Consider the following 16,740-nt stretch of genomic DNA (forward strand, 5'->3'; position numbering starts at 1 on the left):
TCGTATGATAGGTATGAAGCGCGACGGGGCAAGTCAACTGCGGCATACGCTATGACCAACGAGTTGGGCGACATCGGATTCGGCTATCGGCCGCGCGCGGCCTATGCCAGCGACCCGGCGAAGTCGCGCGGGCGGCTGTTCGACGAGGTGGAAAGCCCGACGCGCACGCCGTTCCAGCGCGACCGCGACCGCATCATCCATTCGACGGCGTTCCGCCGGCTGAAGCACAAGACGCAAGTGTTCGTCGCACACGAAGGCGACCATTACCGCACGAGGCTGACGCATTCGATCGAGGTCGCGCAAATCGCACGCGCTCTGGCGCGGGCGCTGCGCGGCGACGAGGACCTGGCCGAGGCGGTGGCCCTAGTGCACGACTTCGGCCACACGCCCTTCGGCCATACCGGCGAGGACGCGCTGAACGAGAAGATGGCCGCCTGGGGCGGCTTCGACCACAATGCGCAGTCGCTGCGTGTGGTGACGCGGCTGGAGCGGCGCTATGCCGAGTTCGATGGGCTGAACCTCACCTGGGAAACGCTGGAGGGGCTGGTCAAGCACAATGGCCCGCTGACCGATGCCAAGGGGAAAGGGCTGAAGGGGCCGGTGCCGCAGGCTATCCGCGACTATTCCGAACTGCACGACCTCGAGCTCGACCGCTTCGCTGGTATCGAGGCGCAGTGTGCGGCGATTGCCGACGACATCGCCTACAACACCCACGACATCGATGACGGCTTGAGGGCAGGGCTGCTGACGCTGGATATGCTGGAGGGCGTCTCGCTGCCGGGATCGATCCTCAAGGGCGTGCGTCAGCGCTATCCGGCGCTCGATGACGTACGCACCGGCCACGAGCTGATGCGCCGGCAGATCACTATCATGGTCGAGGACGTGATCGTCTCGACGACAGCCAATCTGGCGCGCATCAAGCCCGGCAGCGCCGAAGCGGTAAGGGCGGCCGGCGAGCCGATGGTGAGCTTCTCCGCCGAGACGGCCGTATTGGAAAAGGAGCTGAAGGCCTTTCTCTACAAACACCTCTACCGGCATGCGGAGGTCATGCGGGTGCGCGCCGATGCCGACCAGATCGTCAGGGACCTGTTCGACGTCTATTTCGCCGATCCGCGCGCTATGCCGGATGGCTGGCGCGAAGGGCTCGATCGGGCAGAGGACCGCGTCAAGGCGCGCAGTGTTGCCGATTTCCTGGCCGGCATGACGGACACTTATGCGCTCAAGGAACACAGGCGTTTGTTTGACCATACGCCGGATTTGAGCTAGGGCGGGCGCGATTTTGCCGGCCAACGAGCCGGATCCCTGCAAAACCGTCAGAGCCACAGCAATGAACATCTTCGCCGATTTCAACGCGCGAATCATAAAGGCCGTCGAAGCGCTTGATTTGAAAGACAAGGATGGCGTGTCGCCGGACCTGTCGCGCATCGCCGTCGAGCCGCCGCGCGATGCCAGCCATGGCGATCTCGCGACCAACGCAGCCATGGTGTTGGCCAAGCCGACCGGCCAGAACCCGCGTGCGCTGGCCGAAAGGCTGGCCGAGGCGCTGCGCGCCGACGAGGATATCGCGGCCGCCGAGATCGCCGGCCCGGGCTTCGTCAATCTCAGGCTCAAGGACGGCTTCTGGCAGGCGCATCTGACGGCGCTGCTCGGCGAAGGCCGCAATTACGGCCGCTCGACTATCGGCGGCGGCAAGAAAACCAATGTCGAATATGTCTCGGCCAACCCGACCGGCCCGATGCATGTCGGCCATTGCCGGGGTGCCGTGGTCGGCGACGCGCTCGCCAATCTGATGGCCTTCGCCGGTTACGACGTGACCAAGGAATACGTCATCAACGATGCCGGTTCGCAGATCGACGTGCTCGGCCGCTCAGTCATGCTGCGCTACCGCGAGGCGCTCGGCGAGGAAATCGGCGACATTCCGGCCGGGCTTTATCCAGGCGACTATCTCGTCCCGGTCGGCCAGGCGCTGGCCAGCGAATTCGGCCGCTCCCTGCTGCAGATGCCGGACGAGGAGGCGCTTGCCATCGTCAAGGACAGGACGATCGACGCGATGATGGCGATGATCCGCGAGGATCTGGCGCTGCTCAACGTGCATCACGACGTCTTCTTCTCCGAGCGGACGCTGCATGCGAACAACGCCCGCAAGATACGCTCGGCGATCAGCGACCTGACGCTGAAGGGCCACATCTACAAGGGCAAGCTGCCGCCGCCCAAGGGCGAGAAGCCGGACGACTGGGAGGACCGCGAGCAGACGCTGTTCCGCTCGACCGCGGTCGGCGACGACATGGACCGGGCGCTGGTCAAGTCGGACGGCACCTTCACCTATTTCGCCGCCGATGTCGCCTACCTCAAGGACAAGGTCGATCGCGGCTTCGTCGACCTGATCTATGTGCTTGGCGCCGATCATGGCGGCTACGTGAAACGGCTGGAAGCGCTTGCCCGGGCGATTGCCGGCGACGAGGTCAAGCTTACCGTGCTGCTTTGCCAGCTGGTGAGGCTTTTTCGCGCCGGCGAGCCGGTGCGGATGGGAAAGCGAACTGGCAATTTCGTCACTCTTCGGGAGGTCATCGAAGAAGTTGGACGAGATGCAGTTCGCTTCATGATGCTCTACCGCAAGAACGACGCGCCGCTCGACTTCGACTTCGCCAAGGTGACCGAGCAGTCGAAGGACAATCCGGTGTTCTACGTGCAGTATGCCTCGGCGCGCTGCCATTCGGTGTTCCGGCAGGCGAGCGAGCAATTGGGCGAGGCCATGTTCGACCGCAACCAGCTGGCCGCCGAAGTGGCTTTGCTGACCGATGAGGGGGAGATCGGCCTGATCAGGAAGCTCGCCGAATATCCTCGGCTGATCGAAGCCGCGGCGCTCGCGCTCGAGCCCCACCGGCTGGCATTTTACCTCTACGAACTCGCTTCCAGCTTCCACGGACACTGGAACCGGGGCACCGACAATCCCGACTTACGTTTTGTTAAGGTTAACGACCGACAATTGACGCATGCCAGACTAGGGCTGGTGCAGGCTGTTTCGGACGTTTTGACGTCCGGCCTGACGCTGATCGGAGCCAATGCGCCCACCGAAATGCGTTAGGTTTGAGTAAAAAACCTGTCACCTTTTGCCCACATTGCGCTGGTAAGGGCCAACCCTACGCGACGTCCATGGCGTCCGAATGAGTGCGAGTTCGGGAACAATAATGGCAGACAGAACCCAGCTGAGAGCAGCCGACCACAACGACATCGCCAACGATGATCCGTTCGCGGAACTGACCAGGATCATGGGGTTCGACCCGCGCCAGCCGGTCAAACCGCAAACGCCGGCCCAGCCGAAAACCGCTGCCGCCGAACCGTCGGTGGACGAGGGCGATTTCGAGATCGATCTCGAGAAGGAGTTGATGGGCGAATTCGGCGCCGACGCCAATGACAATGCTTCCTCTGCCAAGCTTCGCGAGCCGACACCCGAACCGGCCGCCGCCGACGAAATGGAGGACGCGCTTGCTGCCTCGTTCGAACAGGATTTCGCGTTCGACGACAATGCGGCGGATGATGCTGCTCCTGTTGCAGCAACTCCTGTTGCCGCCGACGAAATTGCCTCCGCCCCCGAAAGGGCGTTCGCTCCCGCTGTCGAGCCGGAGTTCGACGACGAGTTCGATAACGCCGTCGCCGGCTCGCTCGAAGACGTGTCGCCGTTCGAGGACGACCTTTCGAGTGACGACGAACTTGCCGCCTCTGTCGACCAGGATTTTCGGCACGACGACGATGTGACGGCCAAGATCGCGGTGACCGGCGAGGATGAACCCAGGGCCGCAGCCGAGGCGATCGAGCCGGTCGACGAGCCCGCCTTCGACGATGAGTTCGACAACGCCGTGGCAAGTTCGCTCGAAGACGAGCTGATGCTCGAAGAGCATGAGCCGATGGAGCAGACCGTCGCCGTTGAAACCGCCGCGCAAGCGGCCGCGTTCGATGACGAGTTCGACGATGCCGTTGCAAGCTCGCTCGAAGACGAGCTGATGTTCGACGAGCATGAGCCGGCGGAAAACGTCGCCGCCCCGGCATCGCCGGTTGAGGCGGTTTCGGCCGATGAGGATCTTGCCGGCCATTTCGATGATGCCATGGCCGATGTCGACATGGACTTCGACGTTCGCTCGAACGGGCCTGCCGAAATCGAAGAACCGGAGTTTGTCGAAGTGCCAGATGCCGCCCGGCTTTCCGGCACGGCCGCTGAAGCGGCGTTCGACGACGATTTCGATCTGAGCTTCGACGATGCGCCTGCCGAGGAAGCCGAAGAGCCCGTGGCGCAGGTTGCGGCCGAACCAGTGGCGCCGGCCGCTGTCGTCCCGACGGCCCCAGTGGCTGAGGAACGCAGCCTGGAAGACGAACTGAACGCGCTGCTCGGTGCGATGAGCACACGGCCGGCACAAGCGGTCAACGAACCTCAGACAAGCCAGCAGTCTGCCCAGCAGCCTGCCCAGAAGCCCGTGATGGCTGTTCAGCAGCCTATCGCGCCGGTAATTCAGAAGCCAGCAGTGGCCGCTGAACAGCCAATGGCGGCGGTCAAAGACGTCGCCAACGAACCGGTGCATGCTGTCGACGAGCTGGATTGGGAACTCGACGAGCACGAGCCCGCTGAGCCGCCGCAGTCCAGTGCCGCCGATGACGCCGAACTTGGCAGTGTCCTCCTCGATGAGCTTGAAGGCGAGGATTTCGGTGTTGAAGCCGCTGCCGGACCCGCGGATGATCTCGACAGCGATGCGCTCGATGCCGACTTCGCCAGGAATATCGGCCTGGATCATGACTCGGCCGACAAGAGTGCGGCAGCTGCTGCCGAAGAAGACCCGCTCGATGCGCTGAACTGGCTGACGACACGCGCCACGCCGCCCGAGCCGGCCCGCTCGTGGAGCCGCGTGACGCCGGTCGCACAGCCTCAGCCTGCCTTTGCAAGCCAGCCGGTGGCTTCGGCGCGTCCGGCACCAGCGCCGCAGCCGGCTGCAACGCCGTCCTATCGGGCCGCACAGGTCGAAGAGAGGCCATCCTATGAAGATCGGCCCGCCTACACGGAAGCTGCACCAAGCTCGCATCAACAGCCTTCCGCTTATGACGAGATGCCCGATGTCGAGACGGTCGACGTGCCCGAGCGCGTCGTGGCGCTGGCGGACGATCTCGACATTCCGGAGCTCAACTTCGACGATGACGAGCCGGTGGCGCCCGCCTACGACGATCTCGATGCCGATTTTGCCAGCCTTCTCACCGAAATGAATGCCACGGATATAGCGCCTGCCCCGGTGCGCAGTGCTGGCTATGACGATGAATACGATGCCGGCTTCGCGTCTGGCTACAAGCAAGATCGTAGCGAGACGCGCGCCTATGGCGCCAAGCCTGCGGAAGCCCCCGTCAGCGCGGCGGCCGCTTCCTATGCCGATGCAGCGGACGGTTTCGATCTGGGCCCATTGCCTGGCGGCCAGCCGGTTTCGCAAGCCGACGATTTCACCTTCGATGAGCTCGACTACGATCCCGAACTGGACGAGGAGATGTCGGTTCCGGGCCTCGCCGAACGCGAGGCCGAAAGGCAGCCGCGCAGGCGCGGGCTGCTGATAGGTGCGGTGGTCGGCGCCGTGGCGATCGCCGGAGGCCTTGGCGCCTTTGCGTTGACCCTCGGCGGCAAGAGCGGCAGCGATGCGCCGGTTATCGTCAAGGCCGACAACAGGCCGATCAAGATCAAGCCGGAAAATCCAGGCGGCACCGTCGTGCCGAACCAGGACAACAAGGTTTATGACGCTGTGGTCAAGGGCGCCAAGCCCGCCGAGCCGGTTCAGCAGAAGCTGGTCACCAACACCGAAGAGCCTTTGGACCTGAAGGCCGACGAACCGGAGAGCCGCGTCGTCGATCTTTCGCCCAATGACCCCGATGCCGCAGACGATATCGACGCGCCCGGCACCGAGGCGTCTGATAGCAATGCGTCTGGCACCAACGCGCCCGGCACCAGCGCGCCTGACACCAATGCGCTTGGCGCCAATGCGGCTGGCGCTACCGAAACCGCCGCCGTACCGGCGCCCAAGTCCGAGGATCGCATCGCGCAGGTTCTGCAGGAGGCCGAGAAGGGTGCAACCCCCGAGATCGTCGCTGTTGCGCCGCGCAAGGTACGGACCATGGTCGTGAAACCTGACGGCTCGCTCGTGGCGCGCGAGGATCCGGCGCCCGCCGCCCCGCAGATGGCTGCTGCCGAGCCGGCCGATCCGGCGCCGCAGCACGTGGCTCCGGCCGCCCAGGCCGACGCCGCGGCGCAGACCGGCACCGTGCCCCTGATCGACCAATTGACAAGTGATCCGAAGATTGGCGACCAGCCGAGTGGCGACCAGGCGAGCGGCGATCAGGCCGAAACCTCCAAGCTGCAGCCGGCGCCCAAGCCCGACACAAAGGCTGAAGCCAAGCCGTCAGCCAGCAAGCAGTCCGCCAGCACCCCGGCCACGGTTCCGGTGGCGCCGCAGCGCCCGTCCGACCAGCCGGTCGACGTGGTCGGCGAGGTCAAGCCCGATCAGGTCGCTTCCATCGATCCGGCCGCGGCCGGCGCTGGTTCGTGGTCGATACAGATCGCTTCGCAGCCGACAGTCGAAAGCGCCCAGGCGACTTATCAGGATCTGCAGCGCCGCTACGGCAGCGTGCTTTCCGGCCGCACCGCCAACATCGTCAAGGCCGAGATTGCCGGCAAGGGCACCTTCTACCGCGTCCGCGTTCCGGCGCAGTCTCGCAACGAGGCGATCAAACTGTGCACCAGCTACAAGGCTGCCGGCGGCAATTGCTTCGTGTCCCACTAGGCACCAAAACCTCTCGAAAAGCCGGCGTCCGCGCCGGCTTTTTTGCGTGAACGGAAACCTCTGAAGGCAATTGCGGGCGATTCCCTTTGTCGGCGCGAAGCTCTAAACTGTTCCGCATGACCGAATCAAAATCCATGATCCTCGGCTGCGCCGGGAAATCACTGACCCGCGACGAGATCCGTTTCTATCGCAACGAATGCCCGTGGGGCTTCATCCTGTTTGCGCGCAATATCGGCGAGACCGAGCAGATCCGCGATCTGGTCGCCGCGATGCGCGACTGCGTCGGGCGTGCGGATGCGCCGGTGTTCATCGACCAGGAGGGCGGCCGGGTGCAGCGCCTACGGCCGCCGCTGGCGCCGAACTATCCGGCTGCCGGTGCACTCGGCGCCTTGTGGCGCGACGACCATGACGCCGGCACCCGTGCCGCATGGCTGATGGCGCGGCTGCATGCCTTCGACCTGCTGCGCTACGGCATCACGGCGGATTGCCTGCCGGTGCTCGACGTGCCCATCGAGGGCGCCAGCGACGTCATCGGCGCGCGCGCCTATGGCAAGGAGCCGCGCGCCGTCATCGAATTGGGTCGCGCCGCGGCGGAAGGCCTGATGGCGGGCGGCGTGCTGCCGGTGATGAAGCATATTCCCGGTCATGGAAGGGCCTTCGCCGATACGCATTTCGAACTGCCGACCGTCGACGCCTCGATCGGCGAGTTGCAGCGGCATGATTTTGCCCCGTTCAGGGAGCTCAACCATTTGCCGATGGCGATGACGGCGCATGTCGTCTATAGCGCGATCGACCCGAAGAACCCGGCCACCATATCCGGCAAGGTCATCGAAAAGATCATCCGCGACGAAATCGGCTTCGACGGGCTGTTGATGAGCGACGACACCTCGATGAAGGCACTTTCTGGGGATTTCCCGTCAAAGGCGGCCGCTATCCTTGCGGCGGGCTGCGATCTGGTCCTTCACTGCAACGGCGTGTTCGAGGAGATGGCCGGCATTGCATCGCGCACGACCGGGCTTGAAGGCAAGTCGTTTGAGCGCGCGGAGCGGGCGCTGACCTATATCAGGAACCGTGACGTGGCGGACGAGACCGAGATTCGGGCCGAATTTGCCAGTTATTTCGACGCGGCGGCCTAGCATCAAAGGAAGCGAAGTGGCGGAAACATTGGACCTGAAGGCCGGCAAGGCCGCACCGATGGACCGCTTGTGGGCCGAGAACGACGATTCCCGGCTGACCGGCGATCCGGCGTTGGTCGTCGATGTGGCCGGCTTCGAAGGTCCTCTCGATCTTCTGCTGCATCTTGCCCGCAATCAGAAGGTCGACCTGTCGCGCATCTCGATCCTGGCGCTGGCCGAACAGTATCTGGCCTTCGTCGAGAAGGTGAGGGCGCTGAGGCTGGAGCTTGCCGCCGACTACCTGGTGATGGCGGCATGGCTGGCCTTCCTCAAGTCGAAGCTCCTGATCCCCAAGCAGCCCGGCGACGAAGGCGAAAGCGGCGAGGAACTGGCGGCGGTGCTGCAGTTCCGGCTGAAGCGGCTGGAGGCGATGCGCGACGCGGCGGCACGGCTGGTCAACCGCAACCGGCTCGGACGCGACGTGTTTGCACGCGGCATGCCGGAAATGGTCATCGTCGAGAAGCGCAATGCCTATTCGGCCTCGCTCTACGACCTGTTGACCGCCTATGCCCAGCAGCGCCAGAAGCAGGCAATAACCAATGTGACGATCGCCAGGCGCGGCGTGTGGTCGCTCAAGGATGCGCGCGACGTGCTGACCAGGCTGATCGGGTCGCTGCGCGACTGGACGGCGCTCGACAGTTTCCTGGTCGAATATCTGGCCGGCCCGGAAGAGCGGCGCACCGCGGTTGCCAGTTCGTTTGCGGCGACGCTGGAACTGGTGCGCGAAGGCAAGATGGAAATGCGGCAGGACCAGGTGTTCGCGCCGCTTTATCTGCGCGGCCGCGCCCAGGCCATCAAGATAGTCGAGGTAACACCATGAGCGAACGCGCCAACGCTTCGGTCATTCCGTTCAAGGTCGACGACGACGCCGAGCAAGGCGCGGTCGCCGAAAACCCGGCACAAAATCAGGGGCAGAATTTGTCGCGGAATCCTGGCGAGCGGCTGCATATGGCGGAGGCCGTACGGATGGCCGAGGCGATCGTATTCGCCAGCGCCGAGCCGGTCAGCGAAAAACAGCTCACTTCGCGACTGCCCGACGGCATCAACATTGCCGCGGCGATGGCCGACCTGCAGCAGATCTATGCGCGGCGCGGCGTCAATCTGGTGCGCGTCGGCGATGCCTGGGCGTTTCGCACCGCCGGCGACCTCGCCTTCCTGATGAGCCGTGACACGGTGCAGCAGCGCAAACTGTCCCGCGCTGCCCTCGAAGTGCTGGCGATCATCGCCTACCACCAGCCGGTAACGCGCGCCGAGATCGAGGACATCCGCGGCGTCGAGACGTCAAAGGGGACGCTCGACACGCTGATGGAGACCGATTGGGTGCGGATGCGCGGCCGGCGCCGCACGCCCGGCCGTCCCGTCACTTATGGCACGACCGATATTTTCCTCGACCATTTCGCGCTGGAGGAGATACGCGATCTCCCCGGCATGGAGGAATTGAAGGGTGCGGGGCTGCTGTCCGGCCGTATGCCGTCGAATTTCTCGGTGCCGCTGCCGCCGGCCGACCCCGATGCGCTTACCGACGACGAGGATCCGCTGACCGACATCGACCTCGAAGAACTCGGCCTTTTGACGCCGCGCGTCACGGAAGATTGAGCCGAGCGCCATCTTAAAGCCACAGGCAGGATGGAACTGCGCCGATTGGTAGCGGGCCGCCGTGCCGAAAGTGCGTGACTTCGGCGACTCATTCATGAACTCTGTCGCAGTTCTGTTTGAATCCGAACCCGAAAGCGCATAGATCAGCGTCTGGGAAACCGTTCGAGAGAGATTTGCTATGGGTTCATTTTCGATTTGGCACTGGATGATCGTTCTGGTGATCGTGCTGCTGGTGTTCGGCCGCGGCAAGATCCCCGAGCTGATGGGCGACATGGCCAAGGGCATCAAGAGCTTCAAGAAGGGCATGGCGGACGACGAGACTGCCGAGGACAAGCGTACCGTTGAACACCGTGCCGACGAAACCGTTTCGGTACCGAAGGAAAAGGCCAGCAAAAGCTGAGCCCAAACTTTAGTCGGAACGTATAGCCATGTTCGAAGTCGGCTGGACCGAGATGCTGGTGATCGCGATCGTCATGATCGTGGTCGTCGGGCCCAAGGATTTGCCCAACATGCTGCGCACCTTCGGCCGCACAACGGCGAAGCTGCGCGCCATGGCGTCCGATTTCCAGCGGCAGTTCAACGATGCGTTGAAGGAAGCCGAGCTCGACGACGTCAAGAAGTCGGTCGATTCGCTGAGAAGCCTCAATCCGGCAGCCGAGATCAGGAAGCAGCTCAATCCATTCGAGCAGGCCGCCGCCGACGTCCGTTCCGGCGTCGACGCAGTGATGAAACCCAAGCCGGCCGTCGATGCCGCCGCTTCGACGGAGCAGGCGGCCGAGCCGCTTAAGAACGGCGCAACGACGATGCCGGGCGTCAGCCCGCCGGAGCCGACGCCGGCCACGCCGATCTTTCCGGCGATGACGGACGAGTCCGTCGTAGCGCCGGCAGTGCAGGCGCAAACGGCTGCAGCGGCCGTGCCGAAAAAAGCACCTGCGGCAAAGATGAAGCCAGCGCCCGCGAAAGCCGCGGCCGCCGTCCCGGCCAAGCCGGCAAAGACTGCTGCGCCAAAGGCTGCCGCAAAAGCTGAGCAAAAGGCGCAGTTGTCAGCAGCGAAGAAGCCGCCGTCAGCAACGAAGAAGCCGGCCGCCAGGAAAACGGCGGGAGCCGCCAAGTGAGCGTTTCGGACAAGGAAAAGGACGAGATAGAAAAATCGTCGGCTCCGCTGATGGAGCACCTGATCGAGTTGCGCCGGCGGCTGATCTGGTCGATCGGCGGTTTTTTTGTTGCCTTCCTGGTCTGCTTCTTTTTCGCCAAGCGGCTGTTCAACCTTCTGGTCATTCCGTTCAGATGGGCGACCCAATGGGCCGGGCTCGACCCGCACAAGGTCGAGCTGATCTATACGGCGCCACAGGAGTTCTTCTTTACCCAGGTCAAGCTCGCCATGTTCGGCGGCATGGTCATCGCCTTTCCGCTGATCGCCACGCAGATCTACAAATTCATCGCGCCCGGCCTCTACAAAAACGAGCGCAACGCCTTCCTGCCGTTCCTGATCGCCTCGCCGATCCTGTTCCTGATGGGCGCATCGCTGGTCTATTTCTTCTTCACGCCGATGGTGATGTGGTTCTTCCTCGCCATGCAGCAGACCGGCACCAACGACCAGGTGCAGATTTCGCTGCTGCCGAAAGTGTCCGAATATCTCAGCCTGATCATGACGCTGATCTTCTCCTTCGGCCTGGTGTTCCAGCTGCCGGTGGTGACAAGCCTGATGACGCGGGTCGGCATGCTGTCGTCCACGGCGCTGGCCGAGAAGCGCAAATGGGCGATCGTCATCGCTTTCGTCGTGGCGGCGGTGCTGACGCCGCCCGACCCGATGAGCCAGATCGGCCTCGCCATTCCGACGATCCTGCTCTACGAGGTCTCGATCTGGTCGGCCCGGCTGATCGAGCGCAGCAAGGAGCGCGACCGTGTGGCCCGCGAAAAGCAGGACGCCACCGAAGAGGTGGCCGAAAAGCCGGCGGACGCGTCTTCGACGTAGGTTCGGTTGAGGCGGGCAGCATCTTTTTGCCGGCCATAGCAACTTTGTTCTTGCTTTGTGCCGGCAGCTATGCTACTAATTTGGGTATGGTGCCAATTGGCTCCAAAAACCCGCCCACTCAGGCGGGTTTTTTTGTTTCTTCCTTTGAAGTTCCGGTGTTGCCGCCTGAGGTCGGCGGGACAGCGCCCCCCTCTGTCCTGCCGGACATCTCCCCCACTTGGGGGGAGATTGGCAACTTCGCCGATGGCTTGCTTTTTCAGCGCCGGAGATTGGCGAAAGCAGCAGTGACGGCCGATCTCCCCACCCGTGGGGGAGATGTCCGGCAGGACAGAGGGGGGCGCGAAGGAACTCTGCCTTGACGCCTTGCATCGATGCGGTTTACCCCCTCTGGCCTACTCAAGGACGAACAGACCATGCTTGACATCAAATGGATTCGCGACAACCCGACAGTCCTTGTCGAAGCGCTCCAGAAGCGCTCGTGGTCGGCTGAGGATGCGCAGTCCACGGTCGATGATTTGATCGCGCGGGACGAGGCGCGGCGCGAGCATCTGACCGAGCTGCAGACCAGGCAGGAACGCCGCAACGCCGCATCGAGGGAGATCGGCAATGCCATGCGCTCGGGCGATGCCACCCTTGCCGAACGGCTGAAGGCCGAGGTCGGCGAGATCAAGGCGTTCATCCAGAATGGCGAGGCGCGCGAGCGCGAGCTCGACAAGGCGCTGAACGATGCATTGGCGGTGCTGCCAAACGTGCCGTTCGACGACGTGCCGGTCGGCAAGGACGAGCACGACAACGTCGTCAAGCGCGTCGTCGGCGAGGTGGCGACGCGGCCGAACTGGGTGAAGGAGCATTTCGAGATCGGCGAAGCGCTCGGCATGATGGATTTCGAGCGGGCAGCACGGCTTTCCGGCTCGCGCTTCACCGTGCTCAAAAGCGGCCTGGCGCGGATGGAACGCGCGCTCGGCCAGTTCATGCTGGATCTGCACACCACCGAGCACGGCTATGTGGAGATCCAGCCGCCGTTGATGGTGCGCGACGAGGTGCTTTTCGGGACCGGGCAACTGCCGAAATTCGAGGAGGATTCATTCTTCGTTCGGCATGGGGACGGCAGGCTCGGCCTAATACCAACCGCCGAAGTCCCGCTCACCAATCTCGTTCGCGACGAGATCACACCGCATGAAAAACTGCCGCTTCGCTATACCGCGCTGACGCCGTGCTTCCGCTCCGAGGCGGGCTCGGCCGGGCGCGACACGCGCGGCATGCTGCGCCAGCACCAGTTCTACAAGGTCGAGCTGGTGTCGATCACCGACCAGGAGACTTCGGTTGCCGAGCATGAGCGCATGACCGAATGCGCCGAGGAGGTGCTGAAGCGGCTCGGCCTGCCGTTCCGCACCATGACCCTGTGCACTGGCGACATGGGCTTTGGCGCGCGCAAGACCTACGATATCGAGGTCTGGCTGCCCGGCCAGAATGCCTATCGCGAGATCTCGTCGTGCTCGGTGTGCGGCGATTTCCAGGCGCGGCGCATGGACGCCCGCTACAAGGACAAGGACGGCAAGGGCAATCGCTTCGTCCACACGCTGAACGGTTCGGGCACCGCCGTCGGCCGCGCTCTTATCGCAGTCATCGAAAATTACCAGAATGAGGACGGCAGCGTAACCATTCCTGAAGCGCTTCGTCCTTACATGGGCGGTCTCGCAAAGATCGAATCATCGAGGTGACAAGCTTGTCGGCCCCGCGTTCCTTCGCGCCCCCCTCTGTCCTGCCGGACATCTCCCCCTCAAGGGGGGAGATTGCGCCGTCATCACAGCTTTCGCCAACTGTTGGCGTAGCAAGGAAGGCGGCGGCTACGGTATTGCCGATCTCCCCCCTTGAGGGGGAGATGCCAAGTGGTGGAAAAGAGGGCAGGACAGAGGGGGGTATCGTAGAGCGCTGCCGTCAATCCAATTCTGCAAAGGCGGTCTCATGCGCATCCTCCTGACCAACGACGACGGCATCCATGCCGAGGGCCTTGCATCACTCGAACGCATCGCGCGCACGCTGTCGGACGACGTCTGGGTGGTGGCACCGGAACAGGATCAGTCCGGCTATGCGCATTCGCTGTCGATCTCGGAGCCGCTGCGGCTCAGGAAAATCGGCGAAAAGCACTTTGCGGTGCGCGGAACGCCGACCGACTGTATCATCATGGGCGTGAAGAAGATCCTGCCCGAAGCGCCTGACCTGATCCTGTCCGGCGTCAATTCCGGCGCCAACATCGCCGACGACGTCACCTATTCGGGCACGGTCGCCGGCGCCATGGAAGGTGCGCTGCTCGGCGTGCGATCAATCGCCATCAGCCAGGCCTATTCCTATGTCGGCGAGGACCGCGTCGTTCCCTACGAGACCACCGAAGCGCTGGCGCCGGCCCTGCTCGAAAAGCTCGTCGCCATGCCGTTGCCGGACGGCGTGCTGCTCAACGTCAATTTTCCGAACTGTGCGCCGGAAGAGATCGCCGGAACTGTAGTCACTTCGCAGGGCAAGCTGGTCCACAGCCTGTGGGTCGACGAGCGGCGCGACGGGCGCGGCCTGCCTTACTACTGGCTGCGCTTCGGCCGCGAGCCAGTCGAGGGCAAGCAAGGCACCGACCTCCATGCCTTGCGCAATCGGCTGGTGTCGGTGACGCCGCTGCAGCTCGATCTCACCGCGCATGAAATCCGCGATCAACTGGCCAAGGCGCTCGCATGAACTTGAACCACGCTGCAACGGTCGACGAGCGCGAAGGTTTCGCTGCCTTCCTGCTTCGCCTGCGCGGCAGGGGGACGGTGCCGAAGGCGCTGATCGCCGCCTTCGAGGCGACGCCGCGGCGCGGCTTTCTGTCTCCGCATTTCCACTCGATAGCCTGGTCGGACCGTATGCTGCCGATCGAATGCGGCGAGGCCATCGAAGGCGCCGACCTGCAGGCGGCGGTGATCGCGGCACTTGCCATCGAGCCGGGCAACCGGGTGCTCGAGATCGGCACCGGGTCCGGCTACACGGCGGCGGTGATGTCGCGGCTTGCCGCGCGGATCGTCACCATCGACCGTTACAAGACGCTGGCCGAACAGGCCCGGCAGCGGCTCGAGGCGCTCGCCATCGGCAATGTCATCGTGCGCCAGGCGGACGGTTCAAACGGGCTGGCCAACGAAGCGCCGTTCGACCGCATCGTCGCCTGGGCGGCCTTCGACAGCCTGCCGCGCTTTCTCCTCGACCAATTGTCGAGCGGCGGCATCGTCATCGCGCCGATCGGACCCGACGAAGGCGAGCAGGTGCTGGCCAAGCTGACCAAGGTCGGCAGCCGCTTCGAACGCGAGGATATCGGCCTGGTGCGCCTGCAGCCGATCCTGCACGGTGTCGCCGCGGTCATCTGATTCCGGGTACATCGCGCCGCTTGGGGATCAGCCGAAGCCTGTCGTTTCGTCATCCCAGGGTCTCCGCGACGGAGCTTCGCTCCTGCTCCGCCCTAGGACGACGAAGTTGAGAGCCTTCCTCGAATATTTTAAGAAAATTTGCGTCTGATTCTACAGGTTTAACCGACCGGTAACATTAACGCGCTTTAATCACACTCAGTTGTACCGGGTCTGTGCGGGTTAGTGCGATGCAATTCAGTGTTTTGAAGGCAAACGGACGCAATCTGGCGCGTGGCTGCGCCGTCCTCATGATCGCAGGCGCTGCGACGGGGTGTAGTTCCCAGGTGGCGCGGTTCAACAGCGTCGATGACGTGTTCACCGCCTCGACCAACAACCAGCGCGCCATCATCGACAAGCAGGATGCTGCCCAGCCCTATCCGGGCGATGTTGCTGCCGCGCCGGTCGACGGCAGCCACACCCAGTCGGTCAGCCGCTCAAGCCTCGAACCGGTTACGGCGCAGCAGTTGCCACCGCCGGCTCCCGCCCTGGCACCCGCCGCCCGCCCGATGCGTACCGCTGCCGCGCCGGCGATGGCGCCTGCCGCTCCTCGTGTCGACAGGACGGCAACCGGCACCGTCGCTCCGGCGGCAAGGCCGTTCAAGAACGCCGAGCCCGACGCGCCGCGCATGGCGACGGCCGCCGGCGCACCGCATGCAACCGAGATCGTCGTCAAGGACGGCGAGACCATTTCCGGCCTGTCTCGGCGCTACGGCGTGCCGGCCGATGCCATCATGAAAGTCAACGGGCTGAGCGCGACCAAGGGGCTGAAGACCGGCCAGAAGCTCGTCATCCCGGCCTATGCGTATTCGAGCAACGGCGCCACGCCGAAAGTCGCCGACGCCAAGCCCGCGAACGGCACTAGGCACGACCAGCCGGCCGACGCGCCGGAGAAGGTGGCCGTGCTGCCGCAGCAGCCGAAGCTCAGGGAAGGCAAGTCTGCCGCGCAGGTGGACGCCTCGGCTGCCGCGAGCCAGCCGGAGGATGGAAAGACCGCGCCCAAAGTGGCTTCGGCGACGGCCAAGCCGGCCGGTGCCGGCGGCACCTACACGGTTCAGCAAGGCGATACGCTGTCGGCCATCGCCAGAAAGACCGGCGTCGGCGTCGTCGCGTTGAAGCAGGCGAACGGCATGCAAGATGGACTGCTCAAGATCGGCCAGACCCTGAAAGTGCCGGCAGGCGGAACCGCTGTCGTCGCCAGTGCGAAGCCGGCAAAGGTCGATCCGGTGACGACGGCCACCACCCAGCCGCCTGCCAAGGCCACGCCGACGCAGACGCTCGCCTCCTACACGCCGCCAAAGAAGGACGCGAAAGTCATCCAGCAGGCCGAGGACGACGATGCGGTGGCGCCGGACGCAACCGGCATCGGCAAGATGCGCTGGCCGGTGCGCGGCCGCGTGATCTCAAGCTTCGGCGGCGGCAAGGACGGCGTCGACATTGCCGTGCCCGAGGGGACGCCGGTCAAGGCAGCTGAAAACGGCGTCGTCATCTATGCCGGTGACGGCCTCAAGGAATTCGGCAACACGGTGCTGGTGCGTCACGAAAACGGTCTGGTCACCGTCTACGGCCACACCAGCTCGATCGAGGTGCAGCGCGGCCAGAAGGTAAAGCGCGGTCAGGAAATCGCCCTGTCCGGCATGAGCGGCACCACCGACTCGCCGAAACTGCATTTCGAAGTGCGCAAGAACTCGGCGCCGGTCGATCCTTCGACCTATCTCGAATAGACGACGAAAAGCGATTTGCGGGCCACCTGACCTTCAGCCCGCCGA

13 protein-coding genes are annotated in these 16,740 nt (G+C 64.0%); all 13 read left to right on the forward strand.

Translation table 11 applies throughout. From position 1 onward, the window contains the following. The first annotated feature begins 51 nt into the window (after nt 1-51). The 13 genes from NKI25_RS11980 to NKI25_RS12040 all read left to right on the forward strand — a co-directional run bounded on the left by NKI25_RS11980 (nt 52) and on the right by NKI25_RS12040 (nt 16,695). Complete coding sequence (locus tag NKI25_RS11980) at nt 52-1,266, forward strand: deoxyguanosinetriphosphate triphosphohydrolase (protein ID WP_352454504.1); 1,215 nt, start codon at nt 52-54, stop codon at nt 1,264-1,266. Nucleotides 1,267-1,327: 61 nt separating this feature from the next. After that, nucleotides 1,328-3,085: an arginine--tRNA ligase gene (argS, locus tag NKI25_RS11985; RefSeq protein WP_352467014.1), complete on the forward strand. Its 1,758-nt coding sequence runs from the start codon at nt 1,328-1,330 to the stop codon at nt 3,083-3,085. Nucleotides 3,086-3,188: 103 nt separating this feature from the next. Further along, nucleotides 3,189-6,803 carry an SPOR domain-containing protein gene (locus NKI25_RS11990; protein WP_352998510.1) on the forward strand — a complete coding sequence of 1,205 codons (3,615 nt, stop codon included), beginning with the start codon at nt 3,189-3,191 and terminating at the stop codon, nt 6,801-6,803. Nucleotides 6,804-6,919: 116 nt separating this feature from the next. Continuing rightward, a complete protein-coding gene (gene nagZ, locus NKI25_RS11995; RefSeq protein ID WP_352998511.1) occupies nt 6,920-7,939 on the forward strand; it encodes a beta-N-acetylhexosaminidase in 1,020 nt (339 codons plus the stop codon). 58 nt (nt 7,940-7,997) lie between these two features. Then, nucleotides 7,998-8,798, forward strand: coding sequence for a segregation and condensation protein A (locus NKI25_RS12000; RefSeq protein WP_023678931.1), 801 nt, complete (start codon nt 7,998-8,000; stop codon nt 8,796-8,798). Further along, nucleotides 8,795-9,574 (forward strand): SMC-Scp complex subunit ScpB, encoded by a 780-nt coding sequence (gene scpB / locus NKI25_RS12005; protein ID WP_352998512.1) that lies wholly within the window; start codon nt 8,795-8,797, stop codon nt 9,572-9,574. The genes NKI25_RS12000 and scpB overlap by 4 nt, the downstream gene beginning before the upstream one ends. A 178-nt stretch (nt 9,575-9,752) precedes the next feature. After that, nucleotides 9,753-9,974 (forward strand): twin-arginine translocase TatA/TatE family subunit, encoded by a 222-nt coding sequence (locus tag NKI25_RS12010; protein WP_352490594.1) that lies wholly within the window; start codon nt 9,753-9,755, stop codon nt 9,972-9,974. A gap of 28 nt (nt 9,975-10,002) precedes the next feature. Then, nucleotides 10,003-10,689, forward strand: a complete 687-nt coding sequence (gene tatB, locus NKI25_RS12015; protein WP_352998513.1) for a Sec-independent protein translocase protein TatB — start codon at nt 10,003-10,005, stop codon at nt 10,687-10,689. Then, nucleotides 10,686-11,549 (forward strand): twin-arginine translocase subunit TatC, encoded by an 864-nt coding sequence (tatC, locus tag NKI25_RS12020; RefSeq protein WP_023678927.1) that lies wholly within the window; start codon nt 10,686-10,688, stop codon nt 11,547-11,549. Before tatB ends, tatC begins: the two co-directional genes overlap by 4 nt. Before the next feature lie 413 nt (nt 11,550-11,962). Next, nucleotides 11,963-13,270 carry a serine--tRNA ligase gene (gene serS / locus NKI25_RS12025; protein ID WP_352827175.1) on the forward strand — a complete coding sequence of 436 codons (1,308 nt, stop codon included), beginning with the start codon at nt 11,963-11,965 and terminating at the stop codon, nt 13,268-13,270. Nucleotides 13,271-13,514: 244 nt separating this feature from the next. Further along, a complete protein-coding gene (gene surE, locus NKI25_RS12030) occupies nt 13,515-14,273 on the forward strand; it encodes a 5'/3'-nucleotidase SurE (RefSeq protein ID WP_352827173.1) in 759 nt (252 codons plus the stop codon). After that, nucleotides 14,270-14,935, forward strand: a complete 666-nt coding sequence (locus tag NKI25_RS12035; RefSeq protein WP_352500868.1) for a protein-L-isoaspartate(D-aspartate) O-methyltransferase — start codon at nt 14,270-14,272, stop codon at nt 14,933-14,935. The genes surE and NKI25_RS12035 overlap by 4 nt, the downstream gene beginning before the upstream one ends. A gap of 227 nt (nt 14,936-15,162) precedes the next feature. Further along, nucleotides 15,163-16,695, forward strand: a complete 1,533-nt coding sequence (locus tag NKI25_RS12040; RefSeq protein ID WP_352622430.1) for a peptidoglycan DD-metalloendopeptidase family protein — start codon at nt 15,163-15,165, stop codon at nt 16,693-16,695. Nucleotides 16,696-16,740: the final 45 nt, after the last annotated feature.

Origin of the sequence: Mesorhizobium sp. M0808 (assembly GCF_040320025.1) — a bacterium.
Taxonomy (GTDB): Bacteria; Pseudomonadota; Alphaproteobacteria; order Rhizobiales; family Rhizobiaceae; genus Mesorhizobium.